The organism is Verruconatronum alginivorum (genome assembly GCF_056590205.1).
Genome location: NZ_JBWPVQ010000001.1, coordinates 5,713,745 through 5,729,466 on the forward strand (window position 1 = coordinate 5,713,745; position 15,722 = coordinate 5,729,466).

A 15,722-nucleotide genomic window follows, 5' to 3' on the forward strand; every position below is an offset into this window, starting at 1 on the left:
TCTTGAATGATTCGCGGATATGGAAGTTTTGTTGATTGCTGTTTTCGCGGGGGGCGGGTTCATCGTGGCTTACCATACCTACGGGCGGTGGCTCGGCAGGCGGATCTTCGAGCTTTCGGCGAAATCGGTCTGTCCGTCGGAACGGTTTTCGGATGGACAGGATTACGTTCCGACCAAGACCGCGGTGGTTTTCGGACACCATTTCACATCAATCGCGGCGACCGGTCCGATCGTCGGTCCGGCGATCGCGGTGATTTGGGGATGGTTGCCCGCCTTGCTCTGGGTTTTGCTCGGATCGATTTTCATTGGAGCGGTCCATGACCTCGGCAGTCTGGTGGTCTCCCTGCGAAACAACGGACAGACCGTCGGCGACATTGCCGGACGTGTCCTGAACCGACGGGTACGGATCCTGTTTTTGTGCGTCCTCTTCCTGGCTTTGACCATCATCATCGCCATTTTCGGGCTGGTGATCGCGGCGGTCTTCCGGCAGTTTCCGGCGGCGATCTTCCCGTGCCTGGTGCAGATTCCGATCGCGGTCGCGGTCGGGCTCTGGCTGCACCGACAGGGAGTGAATCTGGTGATTCCCTCGGTCGTCGCGCTGGCGCTGATGTATCTGACGGTGATCTTCGGCAACACCAATTTCAGTTTTCCAATGTTCGGGTTTCAGGCCGGCGAATGGGGGCTTCAGGCGATCAACCAGTGGTTTGCCTCATGGCCGACGATCGTGTGGGTGGCGGTGTTGCTGGTCTATTCGTTCATCGCCAGCGTGATCCCGGTTTGGGTGCTGCTGCAACCGCGGGATTACATCAACGCTCTGCAATTGATTTCCTCGCTCGGCCTGGTCCTGATCGGTCTGGTGGTGGCGGCGGTGATTGGCGGGGCTCCGCTTGCGGCGGAAGCGGCGCGGCAACCGTTGGAGATCAGCGCCCCGATGATTCAGTGGAATCCGGCCGGAGCGCCCCTGATGTTTCCCTTTCTGTTCATCACCATCGCCTGCGGGGCGATTTCCGGGTTCCATTGTTTGGTCAGTTCGGGGACCAGCAGCAAACAACTCCGCCGGGAAACCGACGCTCAGTTTATTGGATACGGGTCGATGTTGACGGAAGCGTTCCTCGCGACACTGGTGATTCTGGCCTGCGTCGCCGGAGTCGGCCTCGGCGTGATGGCCGCCGATGGGTCGGTATTGACCGGATCGGCGGCTTGGGCGGATCGATACAGCTCTTGGGGGGACGCGGGCGGCCTGGCGGCGACGGTCGGGGCGTTCGTGCAAGGGGCGGGGAACTTCCTGACGGCGATGGGCCTACCGGCGGCCGTCGCGGTGGCGTTGATGGGCGTGTTCGTCGCCTCGTTCGCGGCCACCACCCTTGACACCGCGACCCGGTTGCAACGCTACGTCATCCAGGAATTAGCGGTTGCCTTTACCGGGGTTGGGAATGATCGGGAAGAGGGAGGTAGCCGGGGTCGGACAAAGAATCCCTTTGAGTATTTGAAGAACAAATACGTTGCGACCCTGCTCGCGGTGACGGTGGCGGGGGCGATCGCCTCCTTGCCGGCTCCAACCGCACCCGTGTGGAATCTGCAAACGGCGGGTGGCGGCGGACTGTTCCTATGGCCGGTCTTCGGCGCCACCAATCAGTTGATAGGCGGTTTGGCCTTCCTGGTGATTGCCTTTTGGCTGTGGCGGCGGGAAAAACCGATCGCGTTCATCGTATTGCCCCTGATCTTCATGTTGATTCTTCCGGCCTGGGCGATGTTGTGGCAAGCCTTCGTGCAAGCGCCCGGTCAGGAAACCAGCTGGTTGCAGGATGGAAACTGGCTCCTGCTCGGCATCGCCTTGATCACCATCGCCCTGGAAATCTGGATGATCGTCGAAGCGATCCGCTTGTTCCCGGTGGTTCGCGGCGTGCGCGAACCGGAAGCGCCGTCGATAGCGACCGCCATTGCCGCGACCCGGAAAACTGAAGCGAGCGACCGGATCGCGGGGTGAGCCTTTCGAACCGGGCGCTTACGACAAAGCGGGACCGCATGAATGCGGGACTCCAACATGTCAGATGAAACAGCTTGCCAAGCCGATTCTCCTGCGGGAGAACGTCGGTTCAGGTTGGAGTTTCGGCTTCAGCCGGTTTTCCCGGACATGCGGTACTTCAACAAGCGGGCGAGTTGCCGTCGCAGATCAAAGAATTGGCTGGAACCAGTCGGTAGTTTTAAACCTATGACAACCTACGTTTACGAAACGATCCCCCACAACGAAGGGGAAAAACCGAAGACCTTCGAGATCCGGCAGAGCATGAAAGAGGCTCCGCTGACCAAACATCCGGAAACCGGAGAGCCGATCCGCCGGGTGATTCTCGGCGGATTCGGATTGATGAAACCCGGATCTTCCGACGGTGGTGGATCCTCCTGCGGGTCCGGCTGCGGATGCCATTGATCGGAGGCAACGGGCGATGAAAGTCCTGATTCTTTGCACCGGAAGTTCCTGCCGGAGTCAGATGGCGGAAGGACTCTTGCGGCGGGCGGACGGCATGTTCGAAGTTCACAGCGCCGGAGCGAAACCGTCGGGACGGAATGGCCCCAGGCAATCATGACCGAAGCAGAAAACGAAGGCGTGGAATCGCTCGGCGCCAAAGACCGGGCGTCATTCGAAAGAGCGACCTGTCGGACAGTGCGACGAACCCGAGCGGCGGTGGAACGTTGAGGCGTGACGGCGTTCCGCCGGTTTTACGTGGCGAAGATTCTCCTTTACCCGGCTTTTTCGACCGGTTTGACTGGAACGCATGCGGGCTTCTATCCTCCTTGCTTTTTTCGCTGCCACCCTGCTTGGGTTGAGTAGTTCCCGTGGATTGGCGGACGAGTTTCGTGAATTCACCAGTAACGAGGGGGAAGAAAGGATTCGGGCGAAAGTTTTGCGGGCAAACCATGAACATGTCTGGATTCAACGGGAGGATGGCAGGCAATTCCAGGTTCCCTTGAGTCGTTTCAGTGAAAACGATCGACGTTATGTAAGTGAGTGGCGACGCAAAGAAGGAATGTTTCCACCCGACGCTTTTCGCGTCACCACCAGTCGCTACAACGACGGTCCGCAGAGCACCCGTTTCAGTCCGGTAACTTGGGTCGGCTCCGACGGGCGGCAAAATTGGGATCGCCGAGGAATCCGGCATATCACTCGAAATGTTGGGTATGAGATTACCCTTGAGAACCGTCGATCCGATCCGGTTGAAGGACTTCGAGCGGAGTATTTGGTTTTCACGTCGGACCAGCGGAACCGTCTATCGGTCGCGCGCGCCGGAGAGACGGCGTTACCTCCGGTAGCCGGTTGGCGCCAAGTGGTGTTTAAGACCGGAACGGTTGAGACTGAACAGATTACGAACCATTATAGTCGGTCGAGCAGTACCGAGCGAAATCTCGGCGGAGTGTGGATTCGGCTGTATCAGGGCGATCTCCTCGTATTTCAATTTTCCGCGCCCGCGTCGATCCTGGAGAACGAGGAATGGAGGATTCCGCTGAAATAAGGGTTTCAATCTAATTTACGCTATGCTCCATCAACCCTTTTATCGTGCCACCGCCAATTGGACGGCCTCGGATCGGAAAGGCCGTCCATTGACCCGGTCGGCGACGGCGATTTCGCACACCAGCGCGGAAGATGCGAAACGGAGGGCGCAGGCGGAAGCAAGGCGATGGGTGGAGGAGGCGATCTCGGGCGATGACGCTCTTGAGAGTTACGGTTACGGCGAACGGTTCCGGGTGGAGCCCGTCGTGCGTCGAATCGGAATTCCGGGTACGCCGGGTAGCGCGGCTATTTCGATCAACGGATATGGGAGTGAGGTGCTCAACACCGAACGACTGATGTTCGTCGACGTCGATCTTCCGCCCCCTCGCAACACCAGTTTGTGGGGACGGCTGTTTGGTGCGCACAAGGAAACCGATGTTCACATGGACCGGGCGATCGACCGGTTAACCGATTTGCTTTCCAGGGAGCCGGATTCCCGGGTGCGGGTCTATCGGACCGCCGCGGGATTGCGGTATCTTTTTGTGAATCGCCCGTTTGATGCGACTGCGGAGGAAACCGCCCAAATGATGCGGGGACTGGAGGCGGACGAAAAATTCGTCGTTCTCTGTCGGGTTCAGAAATGTTTCCGGGCGCGGTTGACGCCGAAACCGTGGCGGTGCGGGATCGTAGCCGCCCGACCGAAGTTCGAGGGAACCAGCGACCAACCGGGACCGGAGTATCAAGCCTGGAGAACATTTTACCAGGAGGCAGCTTCGGCGTATGCGACTTGTCGTTTCGTGGAGGAATTCGGGCACGGGGCAACCGATCCCGCCTTGCGGGAGTTGGTCGACCTTCACGATTCGATGACGAAAAGCGACAGCGGCGCACCGTTGGCTTGAACTGTCAGTGCTCCGTGAGATCGGAATGCGGAGCCGGCGGGATCGCCGACTCCGGTCGCTCGCGGACGAGCCTCAGGTGACTGGCGCCGGTGCCGCCGGCGGAGAACTCGCCGGCCGGCGTTTCCGGCTCTCGAGCTCGGCGCGGTAGCACCGCAGACCATTCGTGGTGAGTTCAGACGGATTAATCGCCGCCAATTCACCATCGGTCAGTTCGGCATATTGTTTGCGGATCTCGTCCTCGGAGGGATCATCCAGGGAAAACCATTTGAAGACTTTCATTTACTCCTTTTCAGTTGTGATTCGATTGTTGGCCGGACTTTTCGAGAGCCCGGTGGATCAACTCAAATCAACTGAAAAGGAGGGGCGCGGGCCGGAGCGCCGGATTCGCGCGAAAGAATAGATCGATGGACGGTCGTCCGAACAGCCGATGGAGGGCAAGGAGCCGGCTCAATCGAATGCTCGCGGGGCGAGAGGTCGCCGGGAAATCCGTCGCCCGAGATTCGATGGGAACCAGGAGCAAACGACGACTGCACCGCCTCGCAAATCAGAACCGGGACGGACGGCGGTAAATTGTCGTCGATGCGGAGATCGTCAGGGGCGGTCCACCGGAATTCGCCCAAAGGTTGGAAACCGGCGACAAGCAAGGCCACCATTACCACCGCCTGGAGGCAGGTAGCCGTGATTCGACCGACGAGCGCGTGTGCTTTTTCGACTGACAACGAAGATCTTCTTCCTCTCTTTCGCGGAGAAGTCAACGCGGCGTGAAGGAAATCACCTCGTTACCTTAAATTGATCGATTGGGTCCGGTGGATTCGGAATCGAAACCGACCCGGAGATTGGGTATGCTGTCCGAAGCATGGGTGAACTCTGGAAAGTGGTTTGGGTTGTAGTTTTCGCAATGTTCGGAGTCGAGACCTTGTTCGGCGCCGAGCGGATGGCGCAGGGCCTGACGGTGGACCAGCATCGAGCGTTGGGAACGGATCCGGAAGGAACGGGGCCGTTTTTAGAGATAAATACGCCGGATGGAGCGGTCCGTTTTTTGATTTCGCGGACCTCGGCGTTGGAATATTTGGCTTGGATTGGGGGAAATCCAGGAGCTGACCGGCGCCCGCTGGAGGATGCGGCGGGTGACGGGGTGGCGAATCTGATCGGGTTTGGGTTGGATCTGGCAACGCCGGAAACGGCATCTCCGGTGGTTGAAGCGATGCCGCGGCGCCGAACGGTTGAAATCGGCGGGAGTGACCGCGGGGCGGTCGAGTTCGTGGCGTTAAAGTCCCCCGAACGAAACCGGATCGTCTATGGATTGGAGGTGAAAGAGGAGGCATGGGGTTGGCGGACGATCGAGCGTCCCGAAGTGATCGAGCGGGTCGCGCTCGGCGACGGTTTGGAGCGGGTGATATTGGCGGGGGATCCCAGCGATCAGGACGTTCGATTGGTTATCCGATATGAACCCCGGCCGACTTTTTTCGCCCATTACATGAGCGATTTGAATCCGGGGTGGAGTGCGATGGCGTATTTGACGACGCCGGACCCCGCTTATTCCCGGCTGTTTCACGACGACCCCGAGCGAATGAAACCGCCGGAAGATCCTTCGATGCATTTCCGCAGCACCGGCGGGGTTCATCGGGATCTGCCATTGCTACCGCCCGGTTTTCAATTTTCCACGGCGGTGGAAAGTGCGGAATTTGAAATCCGGCGGGCGATCCGGGCGGGAGTCGACGGATTTGCCGTCAATGCCCTGGACGGTGAAACGGCGTTTGTTGAAGCGCTTTTTGCAGGGGCGGCGCGTATTCGGAAGATGGATTCAGCAGCCCCGGCTTTCGCAGTCGGGCTGTCGATCGATATCATGGTGCTTCCTCACGAGGAACGAAAACTCCTGCCGACGGTGGCGGGGGTGATCGGGCGTTGGTTGGAGGCGGGGCGAAAACCCGAACACGCGCCGCACCTGGCCCGGCGCGGGGGAATGCCGCTGGTGATGGGGTATCAATCGCATTGGATTTGGATCGATTATTTGACCCGCCGATTCGAGCAGTGGGAGATGGAGGAAGGCCGGGAAGCCGGATGGCGGGATGACCGGATTGGCTGGCTGGAAGAATTCGGGGAATCTCCGAGGCCGCCGACTCTACCGGAAACGATCCGGGAGTCTTATCGGAAGAAAGTAGCGGAACGCCTGGCGAAGATGCGGGAAGATCTGGACCCGATCGCGGACGACGAATCCCGGCGGGATTTCGGGTATTTCCGACGACGGGGGATGGACGCGGAGGAGGCGATACGGCAGGCGATGCAATCGGGGGCGCGTCGCCAGGCCCGCGGCGAGACGGTCAGGGAATGGGCGAAAGATCCGGATGGCTGGAGGCGGATCCGGGATGCCTATCGATTGCTGGAAAGGATGACGGGAGAGTCGATATTTTGGCAATTCGACGCGGTCGATTTGGAGTATGTGGCGGGGGATCTGGAAGGGGCGATGCGCCTGGTGGCGAAGGATTTTCCGGCGGTGAACATGTTCCTGCCGAAGGAAAGGCAGACCGATATCATCCGACGGGTCACCCGTAAGCAGGGGGCCGAGTGGGGGGAACCGCTATTCGCGCAATATGTGGCTTACGCTCAGAACGAACGTGACGGGTTTTACTGGGGGAACTTCGACGGAGGACCCGGCACGCTGAGTTTTCGGAAGCATTGGTATGAAGCGTTGGGGGAGAATCTGGAGACGGGGGAACCGATCAAACGCCCGGAGTTGAATGACGCTCCGGACGGACGGTCATCATTGATTCAATACACCACTTGGAACGACTACATGGAGCATTCCCACTTGGCGCCGAGCCTGCAGTTGCGGTATGCGCTGGCGGAGCTAAACCGGTATTTCGCCGCCCGATGGCGGACCGGGCGGCCCCCACCGGATTTCGGGGAGAGGGTTTTTGTCTTTTATCGAAAGTATCCGGATCGACCGCAGCCGACGGCATTTCCGTTTTGGCATGCGCCGACGCAACATCCGGCGGAAATCGAAGTAATCACGATTTTGGATGAACCGGGGCGGTTGGAATTGATTCGGCCGGGGGAGAACGGCGAGCGGGAACGGGCCGAGGGGCGAACGGTGAAAGCCGGGTTTCACGTGGAGCGCTACACCGGGTCGGCCGGGGATCGTCTTTGGATGCCGGGCAAAATGAAAGCGCGGGTGACGGGCGGATCGCGGACGGCCATTTCGGCGACGGGTTGGGAAGAGGTGACGGACCGCCCTTTTCGTCAGGATTACACCCTGGCCGGGGCCTGTTCCCGGTGCGACGAACTCTGGGCGGAAGAAGTTCCTGAAGGAGCGATGCGCGGATTCGCGTATTCGGAGTATGGGGACGACGACGCCGACGGAATGCCGAACTGGTTTGAGATGCTTTATTTCGGGCGTGGATGGTTGGATTGGGAGAAGCGGACCGCGGCGAATCCGAACGATGACGCGAACGGAGATGGAATAAGCAATTTGAAGCATTATCGGAAGGGGAGCCATCCGGTGCGGATGGTCGCCCCGGAGTGACCTGATTTCGAGTCAGGTCGACTACGTCGGGCCTGTGCCGGTTGCCGAATGCGTGGTTTCGTCTTAATGTTTGAACACGCGTCATGGACGAATCAAAGAAAGGAGGAGAGAATAAAGCTGGAGCGCAAACGTTCGATCTTCGGGAGAGGAACGTCCTGCGGCTTTGGAGCCTTTTTTTTCTGATCGTTCTCTTCGTTCTGTTCCTCCTCCTGTTGTGGAAGGCGATCCCGGTCTTGCTCCTGCTCTTTTCCGGAGCGTTGATCGCGTTGGCCTTGCGGTTCATCAGCGATGTGTTGAGCCGATGGACGCATATTCCACCTTTGGTGATGTTGACGATACTGTTGGTGGTGATCGTCGGGGGAGGTGTGGGCGGTTTGATTGTGGCGGCTCCGACAATCACGGAGCAGTTTCGGGAATTGGGAGCCAATCTGCAGGAATCATTGGCGGATTTGGAAGGGCAGATCCGGGAATCGAAGGCGGCTTCGGCGACTGTCGAATGGTTATCCGGCTTCGGGGGAGAGGACGGTCCCGAGATCTGGGAGACGGTGGCGGGGGCTTTCACGACGACATTCGGAGCAACGGCGGCTTTTTTTCTGACATTGGTCGTCGGAGTTTTCCTCGCGTATAATCCGGGTCTCTACGTCCGTGGTTTTCTCCGGTTGATTCCGCTCGGGCGTCGGCGACGGGCGAGGGAAATCATGACCGAGTTGGCCGATGTCTTGCGCTGGTGGATGGTCGGGCAGTTGATTTCGATGATCGTACTCGGTGTCACGACCTGGTTGATGCTGCTGATTTTGGGGGTGCCGTTGGCGTTTATTCTCGGCTTTCTCACGGGGGTCTTGACCTTTATTCCGTATCTGGGGCCTTTTATCGCGTTGATTCCGATCCTGCTGGTGGCGCTGGCGGAGAGTCCGACTCTGATGTGGACGGTACTGGCCCTTTATTTGGTGATCCAAAACATCGAATCGAACGTCCTGATGCCGATCATCTTCCAGCAGACGGTCCACTTGCCGCCGGTCCTGACGATCGTGGCGCAGATTTTACTCGGAGCGATTTTCGGTTTTGTCGGTATCGTTCTGGCGACCCCATTGATGGCGGCGGGAATAACGTTGGTGAAAATGATCTACGTGGAAGATGTGCTGGAGGATTCGATGGAGGATCCGGTGAAGGTTCCGGACCCGTGATAATTTTCCGTGGAGAGAACGGAGGGTGATCGGGGGTGGACGGGTCTTGCTTCTTCCCGGAAATGAAGTTTACCTTGTTGGAAGTCCCCGGTTTTTCCGGCAATGCGGCCGAAGGGTCGAGGGGAGTTCCGCCGACTTTGTTCGAGCGGAGGCGGGGCGGACAACGAGCTTATCATTTTTGACGACTGAACCATGGCGACCATTTTAATCACTGGATCCAATCGAGGAATCGGACTGGCCCTGACCGCCGAATTCCTGCAGCAGGGTGAGCAGGTCATCGCGACTGCGCGCGACCCGGGGCACGCGGCGGAGTTGAAGGAGTTGGCCCGGGAGTTTCCGGAATCGTCGCTGTTGATCGAGCAGATGGATGTTTCCGATCAAGCCTCGGTCGAGCGGGTGGCCGCGACAGTCGGAGAGAAGGTGGGGAAAGTGGACGTGTTGATCAACAATGCCGGCGTTTTCCCTGAGGAAGGGGATGAGAAGCTGGAGGAACTTCGGCTGGACCAGTTGGAAAACGCGTTCGCGGTCAATGTGGTCGGTGCGGCCCGGGTCAGCCAGGTGTTTCTGCCGTTGTTGCGAAAGAGCGAGCGGGGCCGGATCGTGAATATCTCGTCAGGGGCCGGATCGATCACGGATAAGACGGATTCGCGGTATTATTGTTACTCCGTGTCGAAAGCGGCGCTGAATCAGTTCAGCCGGGCGTTGGCGGCGGAGTTGAAGCCGGAAGCAATCGTGGTGGTCCCGATCACACCGGGATGGGTGAAGACCGACATGGGCGGCGAACGGGCGGAATTGACGCCGGAGGCATCGGCGGGGAGTTTGGTCAAGACGATCAGCAAACTGACATTGAAGCAGACCGGATTGTTTCTGGACCGTCACGGGCGGAGCGGGGTTTACAATTGGTGAACCAGCGGGGGAGTGCGAAAGATGTTTTGCGGTTAAGAACAGGTAAGATGTTGAGGAGGAATGGATTCGATGAAGTTTGAGCCGGTGAAGTTGTCGATTAATTTTTATGTCCTGTGGGTCATCCTGGTGGTGGTGATCGGCTCTAAAGTATTTCTGATCCGGGAAGGCGTCGGGATGGCGGACATGTTGGGGGTCGCACTTTTCGGACTGGTGATGTTGGCGGCCTCTTACGTGGGAGCGTTGATCGCCTGGAACTTTGTCGAAAAAAAGCAGAAGACCGCCGAATTGACCTACCTCGGCGTCATGGTGTTTTTCTTTTTGATCCGGACGATCCGCCTTTACGGCGAAGGATTCGCGACAAGGCAGTGATCGAAAGGCGCGAATCGCCGCACCGCGACCTTTACCTTTAAACCGCAGGATTTAGCCGCGAAAAGGCACAAGAGGCGCAAAGATTGGTTAAGCGGAAGGACCGATTCACTCAACGGGTGACTGGTAATCATCGGCCTCTCATGAGCTACCCCATGCTCTTTGCGAATTTTGCGGCTATTCCAACTGCCGCGTTTAGGTATAGCCGCTTCCAGGCTACGCCTTGGGGTGGTAGATCACCGGCGAGAGTTCCATCGCGAGGTTTTGGCGGAATGTGTCCAGGTTGGGAACGGCTCCGAGGGCGACGAGTTGGTTGGCGATGTTTCCGACCGCGCTCCCTTCGAGGTTGAAGGAATAGACCGGGAGATTGGAACGGTCGGCGGTCGCCTGGCAAAGGAGTTGGTTTTTGGAGCCTCCGCCGACGATCAGGATTCGTTCGAAGGCCCGGCCGGTCATTTTCTCCATGGCGCGGATGGCATCCGCGTGGCCTTGGCCCAATGAATCGCAAATCAACCGGGTATAACCGGGGAGATCGTCGGGAGCGGTTTCGCCCTGGGCCTTGATTTGGGCGTCGATGGCTTCCTTCATCGATTTTGGATTGAACAAGGAACGGTCGGTGACGTCGATTTGATAGCCGAAACCGGGGTTGGCCTCGGCGGCGGCGATCAGTGTCTGCCAACCGGCCGAGTCGCGCGGCCGCTCGGAGAATGCCTCCATCGTTTGTTCGAGGAGCCAAAGACCGAGGCAGTTTTTGATCGGGCGAAACCGTCCGTTGCCGAGGCGCTCGTTGGAGATCTGATTGCGGAGAGCCTCCGTGCCGAGAAGCGGGGTGTCCGACTCGAACCCGATCAACGACCAAGTGCCGCTGCTCAGGAAGACGTCGTTGGAACCCTTCGGGCTGGGCATGGCGTCGTAGGCGCACGAAGTATCGTGGCCGGGAACCATCACCACCTCGACATCCTGCAGACCGTCGATGCCTTGGATTTTTCCGAGTCGCCGGGGCGAGAGCGCGGGCTCGCTGAACCAACCAGCGGGGATCCCGAAATAATCGAGGGTTTCCCGGGAAAGGCCGGTGGAACGGACATCGAGCAATTGGCCGGTGCTGAGAATTGAGATCTCGTTTTCTTGCCGACCCGAGAGGAGGAAATTGAAATAGTCCGGAAGGAGAAGGCAGCGTTCGGCCAAACCGCGAATGCCGGGGCAATTGACCAAGGTTTCCTGCAATTGAAGGGTGGTGTTAAAGGAAAGATTCTGGAGCCCGGTCCACGCGAAGACCTGGTCGATGCCACTCTCGTTTAATTTTTGAAAAAACGGATCGGTCCGGGAATCGCGGTAGGCGTGGGCGGGGAAGACGAGGCGACCGTTTTTGTCGAGAAGGACATGGTCAACGCCCCAGGTGTCGACGCCGCAGGAAGCCAATCCGGGAGCGGCGTCTTTGGCCTTTTTCAGCCCATGAGTCACCTCCGCGAACAGCAGGGGAAGGTCCCAGTAGGCTCGTTCGCCGAGGTAGTGGAAGGAGTTGGGAAACCGGTGGATTTCCTGCAGAGTGAGTCGGGCATTGGTGTAGGAGCCGACGATCACTCGTCCGCTGGTGGCGCCGAGGTCTATCGCCGCGACTTGGATGGTCTTCGAATCGGTCATAGGAAGGGAATTGAGCCTCCGGTTGAATGGGTCGAACGGCGATGGAACGCCGGAACCTAAAATTGAAGGGGCGGGCAAAAGGAGTTGCAAGGCAATTGTCCGGAACCTAGCTTGTCCGGCGATGATCGGAGTCGAAAGGGCCCAACCGGCAGGCAAAAAAATCCAACTCATGGGGACATGTCTCTGTGACGCATTTTTCGATGACGTGGCGGTGGCCACCGTCCAGGTTCTGGAGTATTTGAAATGCGAGGTCAGTTATCCGGAGGGTCAGACCTGCTGTGGTCAACCCGCCTTCAACGGAGGTGATTGGGCCTCGTCGCGGAAAGTGGTCCGACATTGCGTCAAGACCTTCGCCGGAGACGGACCAGTGGTGGTGCCTTCCGGTTCCTGCGCCGCGATGGTTTTCCATGGCGCATTGCTGGAGTTCGAGGAGGAGAAGGATCTGCCGGAGGTCACCCAGTTGGCCAAACGGACCTGGGAGGTGGCCGACTTCATTGTCAACGGGCTGGGCATCGATTCCTGGCCGGGGCGCTTCCAGGGACGGATCGCTTTCCACCGATCGTGCCACACCCGGGGAACAAACAGCGGGGAGGCCTCCCGCAAACTATTGGAGTCGATCGAAGGGTTGACGGTGTTGCCATTCGGGGAAGCCGAGCAATGTTGTGGATTCGGCGGCACCTTCGCGGTGACTTTTCCCAATGTATCGGCTGCCATGGGGCAATTGAAATTGAGCCATGCGTTAAAAGAAAAACCGGACTATCTCGTTTCGAGCGATATGGGTTGTATGTTGCATCTTGGCGGAATCGCGGCCAAGGAAGGAAAACCGGTCGAAACCCGCCACGTGATTCAAATCCTGCGTGACGCCCTGCGAAACGGAGGATTGATCCAATGAGACGGCAACCCATCGACAGTTTCGCGGCGCAACTGGAGGAGGAAGTCCAGCGGTCGGTTTACGATGGTTCCGTCAGCGGATACGAGAAACGGACCGCGTCGCTTTGGGCCGACTACGAAGACCCGGACGAACTTCGCCGGACCGCCGGGAACGTGAAGCAACACGCCCTCGAAAACCTGGATACCTATTTGCTGCAGGCCGAGGCGAAATTGCAGGAAAACGGCGCCACGGTCCATTGGGCGGGCGACGGCGACGCCGCTTGCCGGAAGGTTTTGGAAATCATGCGGGAGAACGGCGCGACCAAATTGGTCAAGTCGAAGAGCATGGCCACCGAGGAAATCCATCTGACCCCGTTTTTGGAGAAGCACGGTATCGAAAGTCTGGAGACGGACCTGGGGGAGTTCATTCTTCAGATCGACAACGACCACCCGAGCCACATCGTCAAACCGATCATCCACAAGAACCGTCAGGGAATCGCCCGCAGTTTCGAACGGGAGGGGCTCGGAAAATACGACGACAAACCGGAAGTGATCACCGCCCGGGCTCGGAAATTTCTCCGTCACAAATATCTGGAAGCCACCGTCGGACTGACCGGCGCCAATTTCGTCGTGGCGGAAAGCGGTCGGCTGGTGCTGGTCACCAACGAAGGGAATTCCCGGTTTTGCCTGGCTGCGACGGATGTGCATATCGCGGTGGTCGGGATCGAGAAGATCCTTCCGCGCGACCGCGACCTCGCCCTGCTATTGGCGTTGCTCGGTCGCTCGGGGACGGGGCAGCAACTGACCGTTTACACTGAATTCATCACCGGGCCGAAAGTGGAGAAGCAACCCGACGGCCCGAAAAAGATGCACGTCATCTTTCTCGACAACCGCCGGACGGAAGTTCTGGCGAGCAAGTGCCGGGAGATTTTGCGCTGCATCCGTTGCGGGGCCTGCCTGAATGTATGTCCGATTTACCGGCAAGCCTCCGGTCACGCCTACCGGAGTGTCTATCCCGGTCCGGTTGGGGCGGTGCTTTCGCCGCTCCTGGCGGGGGACAAGTTCCCCGGTCTGGCCGACCTGCCGAAAGCCTCCAGCCTCTGCGGGGCCTGCAATGAAGTCTGTCCGGTCAACATCCCGATCCCGGACCTGTTGCTTCGCCTGCGGGACCGGGCGAAGCGGGAAGGAGTCCGTTCCCCCGGGACTCCGCCGATGGGCGGGTGGTCGTATCTGGCGAGTCAACCGACCCTTTGGCGGGCCTCGCTGTCGGCCGGAAAAATCATGAATTACCTGCCGACCAACCTGGTGCCGGTGCCGGCGTTGCAGGCGTGGCAGAAGTCGCGTCAACTGCCGGCGTGGCGGGGCGGCGAATTCCGCAAATGGATGAAGAAACACTCCTCCGACGGGAAAAAAGAATGAGCAGCGAAAGCGACCGCGAAAAAATCTTGAACCGGGTCCGGGAAGCCGTCGGCTTGATCGCCGACAAAGCGATGTATCCGCATTACGAGGACGATCTGGCGGTGGCGACCAGTCGTCCGCTTGACGGCGATCGTTGGGAGACCTTTTCCGAACGGTTGGTCGCCGCCCACGGATTACCCTTGGAACAGCCGGAGGAGTTGGTCTCGTATTTGAAAAGTTTCGGCTACACCACCGGGTATTGCGATCCGGAGTTGTTGCCGACGCTCCAGCCTTATTTCGGGGAGGAGTTCACCGTGGAGGATATCTTCGACCGGGGACGGCTCGACCGTTATCAATTCGGCATCACCCGGGCTCGGGCGGCGGTGGCGGAGACCGGGTCGATCGTATTGACCGACCGGGGGACGTCGACCCGTTTGGCGGCGCTGGCGCCCTGGGTGCATATCGCCTGTATCCGCCGGGAGGAGATACTGCGTGACACTCCGGCGGCGGTGGCCGATCTCGGGGATGATCCGAACGTGGTTTGGGTGACCGGGCCGTCGAAGACAGCGGACGTCGAAGGGATCTTGATCGAAGGGGTTCACGGTCCCGGAATTCAGATTTGCCTGTTGCTGCCGGAGGGGGACTCGAAGTGAGGTTGTTGCACGCACTCGAACGGCGTGTCGGTTGGATGGCGCTGCCGAACATCACCCTTTACCTGATGCTCGGTCAGATCTTGGCCTTTGGTATGATCGCGATCGGTTACGTGGAGCACCGTTCGCTATTGTTGGTGCCCCAATTGGTGATGCAGGGGGAGATATGGCGCCTGGTCACTTTCATCTTCGCTCCGCCCTTCGTGGTTCACCCGATCTTCCTGGCGTTCGCCTGGTATTTGTTGTACATCATGGGGACGGCCTTGGAGGAGCATTGGGGGACCTTTCGCTACAATCTGTTCTTGTGGGTCGGGTTCCTGGCGACAATGCTGGCGGCTTTTGTAGTTCCTGGCGGCGTCGCGACCAACGCCTTCATCCTCGGCTCGGTCTTTTTGGCGTTCGCCTTTTTAAACCCGAATTTCGAGCTGATGCTGATGCTGATCCTCCCGGTCAAAATCAAGTGGTTGGCCTTGGTGATGTGGGTGATTTACGCCCTGAATTTTCTCGGGGGCGGTTGGGGGACGCGGGTGATGATTCTCGCTTCGGTGACGAACTTTCTCCTGTTTTTCGGGCGGGACATCCTGCAGGACCTGAAGGCCCGGCAACGGCGGCGACGGTTTGAATCGGAGCGGGAAACCGACGCGAACGAACCGTTTCACCGGTGCCACAAATGCGGGATCACGGACAAAACCCATCCCCAGATGGAATTCCGCTACTGTTCGAAGTGTGAAGGGAATTACGCCTACTGTGAAGACCACCTCCGCGACCATGAGCACGTCACGGGCGGAAAGGATTAAA

General features: G+C 58.9%; 15 protein-coding genes and 1 pseudogene. 13 read left to right on the top strand and 3 right to left on the bottom strand.

Annotation, left to right across the window (positions count from 1 at the left end):
• Window positions 1-19: 19 nt before the first annotated feature.
• The 5 genes and pseudogenes from ACWUI2_RS21125 to ACWUI2_RS21145 all read left to right on the top strand — a co-directional run bounded on the left by ACWUI2_RS21125 (window position 20) and on the right by ACWUI2_RS21145 (window position 4,386).
• Window positions 20-1,987, top strand: a complete 1,968-nt coding sequence (locus ACWUI2_RS21125) for a carbon starvation CstA family protein (RefSeq protein ID WP_486984830.1) — start codon at window positions 20-22, stop codon at window positions 1,985-1,987.
• Window positions 1,988-2,212: 225 nt separating this feature from the next.
• A complete protein-coding gene (locus ACWUI2_RS21130) occupies window positions 2,213-2,428 on the top strand; it encodes an FmdB family zinc ribbon protein (protein WP_486984831.1) in 216 nt (71 codons plus the stop codon).
• A 16-nt stretch (window positions 2,429-2,444) separates the two neighbouring features.
• Window positions 2,445-2,573: pseudogene (locus ACWUI2_RS21135) on the top strand (arsenate reductase/protein-tyrosine-phosphatase family protein); the annotation flags it as partial.
• A 201-nt stretch (window positions 2,574-2,774) separates the two neighbouring features.
• Entirely contained in the window at window positions 2,775-3,509 is a 735-nt protein-coding gene (locus tag ACWUI2_RS21140) for a hypothetical protein (RefSeq protein WP_486984832.1), read from the top strand.
• Window positions 3,510-3,531: 22 nt separating this feature from the next.
• Window positions 3,532-4,386, top strand: coding sequence for a hypothetical protein (locus tag ACWUI2_RS21145; protein WP_486984833.1), 855 nt, complete (start codon window positions 3,532-3,534; stop codon window positions 4,384-4,386).
• Between the two features lie 72 nt (window positions 4,387-4,458).
• Here the strand turns inward: ACWUI2_RS21145 and ACWUI2_RS21150 are convergent, their stop codons facing one another.
• A complete protein-coding gene (locus ACWUI2_RS21150; protein ID WP_486984834.1) occupies window positions 4,459-4,665 on the bottom strand; it encodes a hypothetical protein in 207 nt (68 codons plus the stop codon).
• Window positions 4,666-4,727: 62 nt separating this feature from the next.
• Window positions 4,728-5,105 carry a hypothetical protein gene (locus ACWUI2_RS21155; protein ID WP_486984835.1) on the bottom strand — a complete coding sequence of 126 codons (378 nt, stop codon included), beginning with the start codon at window positions 5,103-5,105 and terminating at the stop codon, window positions 4,728-4,730.
• A gap of 137 nt (window positions 5,106-5,242) precedes the next feature.
• Here ACWUI2_RS21155 and ACWUI2_RS21160 point away from each other — a divergent pair, with 137 nt between their 5' ends.
• The 4 genes from ACWUI2_RS21160 to ACWUI2_RS21175 all read left to right on the top strand — a co-directional run bounded on the left by ACWUI2_RS21160 (window position 5,243) and on the right by ACWUI2_RS21175 (window position 10,368).
• The gene (locus tag ACWUI2_RS21160) at window positions 5,243-7,909 is read left to right on the top strand and encodes a hypothetical protein (protein ID WP_486984836.1); all 2,667 of its coding nucleotides are present in this window, start codon (window positions 5,243-5,245) and stop codon (window positions 7,907-7,909) included.
• Window positions 7,910-7,992: 83 nt separating this feature from the next.
• Complete coding sequence (locus ACWUI2_RS21165; RefSeq protein WP_486984837.1) at window positions 7,993-9,093, top strand: AI-2E family transporter; 1,101 nt, start codon at window positions 7,993-7,995, stop codon at window positions 9,091-9,093.
• A gap of 192 nt (window positions 9,094-9,285) precedes the next feature.
• The gene (locus ACWUI2_RS21170) at window positions 9,286-9,999 is read left to right on the top strand and encodes an SDR family oxidoreductase (RefSeq protein WP_486984838.1); all 714 of its coding nucleotides are present in this window, start codon (window positions 9,286-9,288) and stop codon (window positions 9,997-9,999) included.
• A 69-nt stretch (window positions 10,000-10,068) separates the two neighbouring features.
• Window positions 10,069-10,368, top strand: a complete 300-nt coding sequence (locus ACWUI2_RS21175) for a hypothetical protein (protein ID WP_486984839.1) — start codon at window positions 10,069-10,071, stop codon at window positions 10,366-10,368.
• Window positions 10,369-10,581: 213 nt separating this feature from the next.
• Here ACWUI2_RS21175 and ACWUI2_RS21180 read toward each other — a convergent pair whose 3' ends face one another.
• Window positions 10,582-12,006 (bottom strand): rhamnulokinase, encoded by a 1,425-nt coding sequence (locus ACWUI2_RS21180; protein WP_486984840.1) that lies wholly within the window; start codon window positions 12,004-12,006, stop codon window positions 10,582-10,584.
• Between the two features lie 121 nt (window positions 12,007-12,127).
• Between ACWUI2_RS21180 and ACWUI2_RS21185 the strand changes: the two genes are divergently transcribed.
• Genes ACWUI2_RS21185 through ACWUI2_RS21200 form a run of 4 tightly spaced genes read left to right on the top strand, consistent with a single transcriptional unit; the run spans window position 12,128 to window position 15,721 of the window.
• Entirely contained in the window at window positions 12,128-12,898 is a 771-nt protein-coding gene (locus ACWUI2_RS21185; protein ID WP_486984841.1) for a (Fe-S)-binding protein, read from the top strand.
• Window positions 12,895-14,295 (top strand): lactate utilization protein B, encoded by a 1,401-nt coding sequence (locus ACWUI2_RS21190; RefSeq protein WP_486984842.1) that lies wholly within the window; start codon window positions 12,895-12,897, stop codon window positions 14,293-14,295. The genes ACWUI2_RS21185 and ACWUI2_RS21190 overlap by 4 nt, the downstream gene beginning before the upstream one ends.
• The gene (locus ACWUI2_RS21195; RefSeq protein WP_486984843.1) at window positions 14,292-14,927 is read left to right on the top strand and encodes a LutC/YkgG family protein; all 636 of its coding nucleotides are present in this window, start codon (window positions 14,292-14,294) and stop codon (window positions 14,925-14,927) included. Before ACWUI2_RS21190 ends, ACWUI2_RS21195 begins: the two co-directional genes overlap by 4 nt.
• A complete protein-coding gene (locus ACWUI2_RS21200; RefSeq protein WP_486984844.1) occupies window positions 14,924-15,721 on the top strand; it encodes a hypothetical protein in 798 nt (265 codons plus the stop codon). The genes ACWUI2_RS21195 and ACWUI2_RS21200 overlap by 4 nt, the downstream gene beginning before the upstream one ends.
• Window position 15,722: the final 1 nt, after the last annotated feature.

Excerpts from the sequence above, each read along its gene's own strand:
- ACWUI2_RS21125 (WP_486984830.1), top strand. The coding sequence starts at position 20 with ATGGAAGTTTTGTTGATTGCTGTTTTCGCGGGGGGCGGGTTCATCGTG.
- ACWUI2_RS21130 (WP_486984831.1), top strand. The coding sequence starts at position 2,213 with ATGACAACCTACGTTTACGAAACGATCCCCCACAACGAAGGGGAAAAA.
- ACWUI2_RS21140 (WP_486984832.1), top strand. The coding sequence starts at position 2,775 with ATGCGGGCTTCTATCCTCCTTGCTTTTTTCGCTGCCACCCTGCTTGGG.
- ACWUI2_RS21145 (WP_486984833.1), top strand. The coding sequence starts at position 3,532 with ATGCTCCATCAACCCTTTTATCGTGCCACCGCCAATTGGACGGCCTCG.
- ACWUI2_RS21150 (WP_486984834.1), bottom strand. The coding sequence starts at position 4,665 with ATGAAAGTCTTCAAATGGTTTTCCCTGGATGATCCCTCCGAGGACGAG.
- ACWUI2_RS21160 (WP_486984836.1), top strand. The coding sequence starts at position 5,243 with ATGGGTGAACTCTGGAAAGTGGTTTGGGTTGTAGTTTTCGCAATGTTC.
- ACWUI2_RS21165 (WP_486984837.1), top strand. The coding sequence starts at position 7,993 with ATGGACGAATCAAAGAAAGGAGGAGAGAATAAAGCTGGAGCGCAAACG.
- ACWUI2_RS21170 (WP_486984838.1), top strand. The coding sequence starts at position 9,286 with ATGGCGACCATTTTAATCACTGGATCCAATCGAGGAATCGGACTGGCC.
- ACWUI2_RS21175 (WP_486984839.1), top strand. The coding sequence starts at position 10,069 with ATGAAGTTTGAGCCGGTGAAGTTGTCGATTAATTTTTATGTCCTGTGG.
- ACWUI2_RS21180 (WP_486984840.1), bottom strand. The coding sequence starts at position 12,006 with ATGACCGATTCGAAGACCATCCAAGTCGCGGCGATAGACCTCGGCGCC.
- ACWUI2_RS21185 (WP_486984841.1), top strand. The coding sequence starts at position 12,128 with ATGATCGGAGTCGAAAGGGCCCAACCGGCAGGCAAAAAAATCCAACTC.
- ACWUI2_RS21190 (WP_486984842.1), top strand. The coding sequence starts at position 12,895 with ATGAGACGGCAACCCATCGACAGTTTCGCGGCGCAACTGGAGGAGGAA.
- ACWUI2_RS21195 (WP_486984843.1), top strand. The coding sequence starts at position 14,292 with ATGAGCAGCGAAAGCGACCGCGAAAAAATCTTGAACCGGGTCCGGGAA.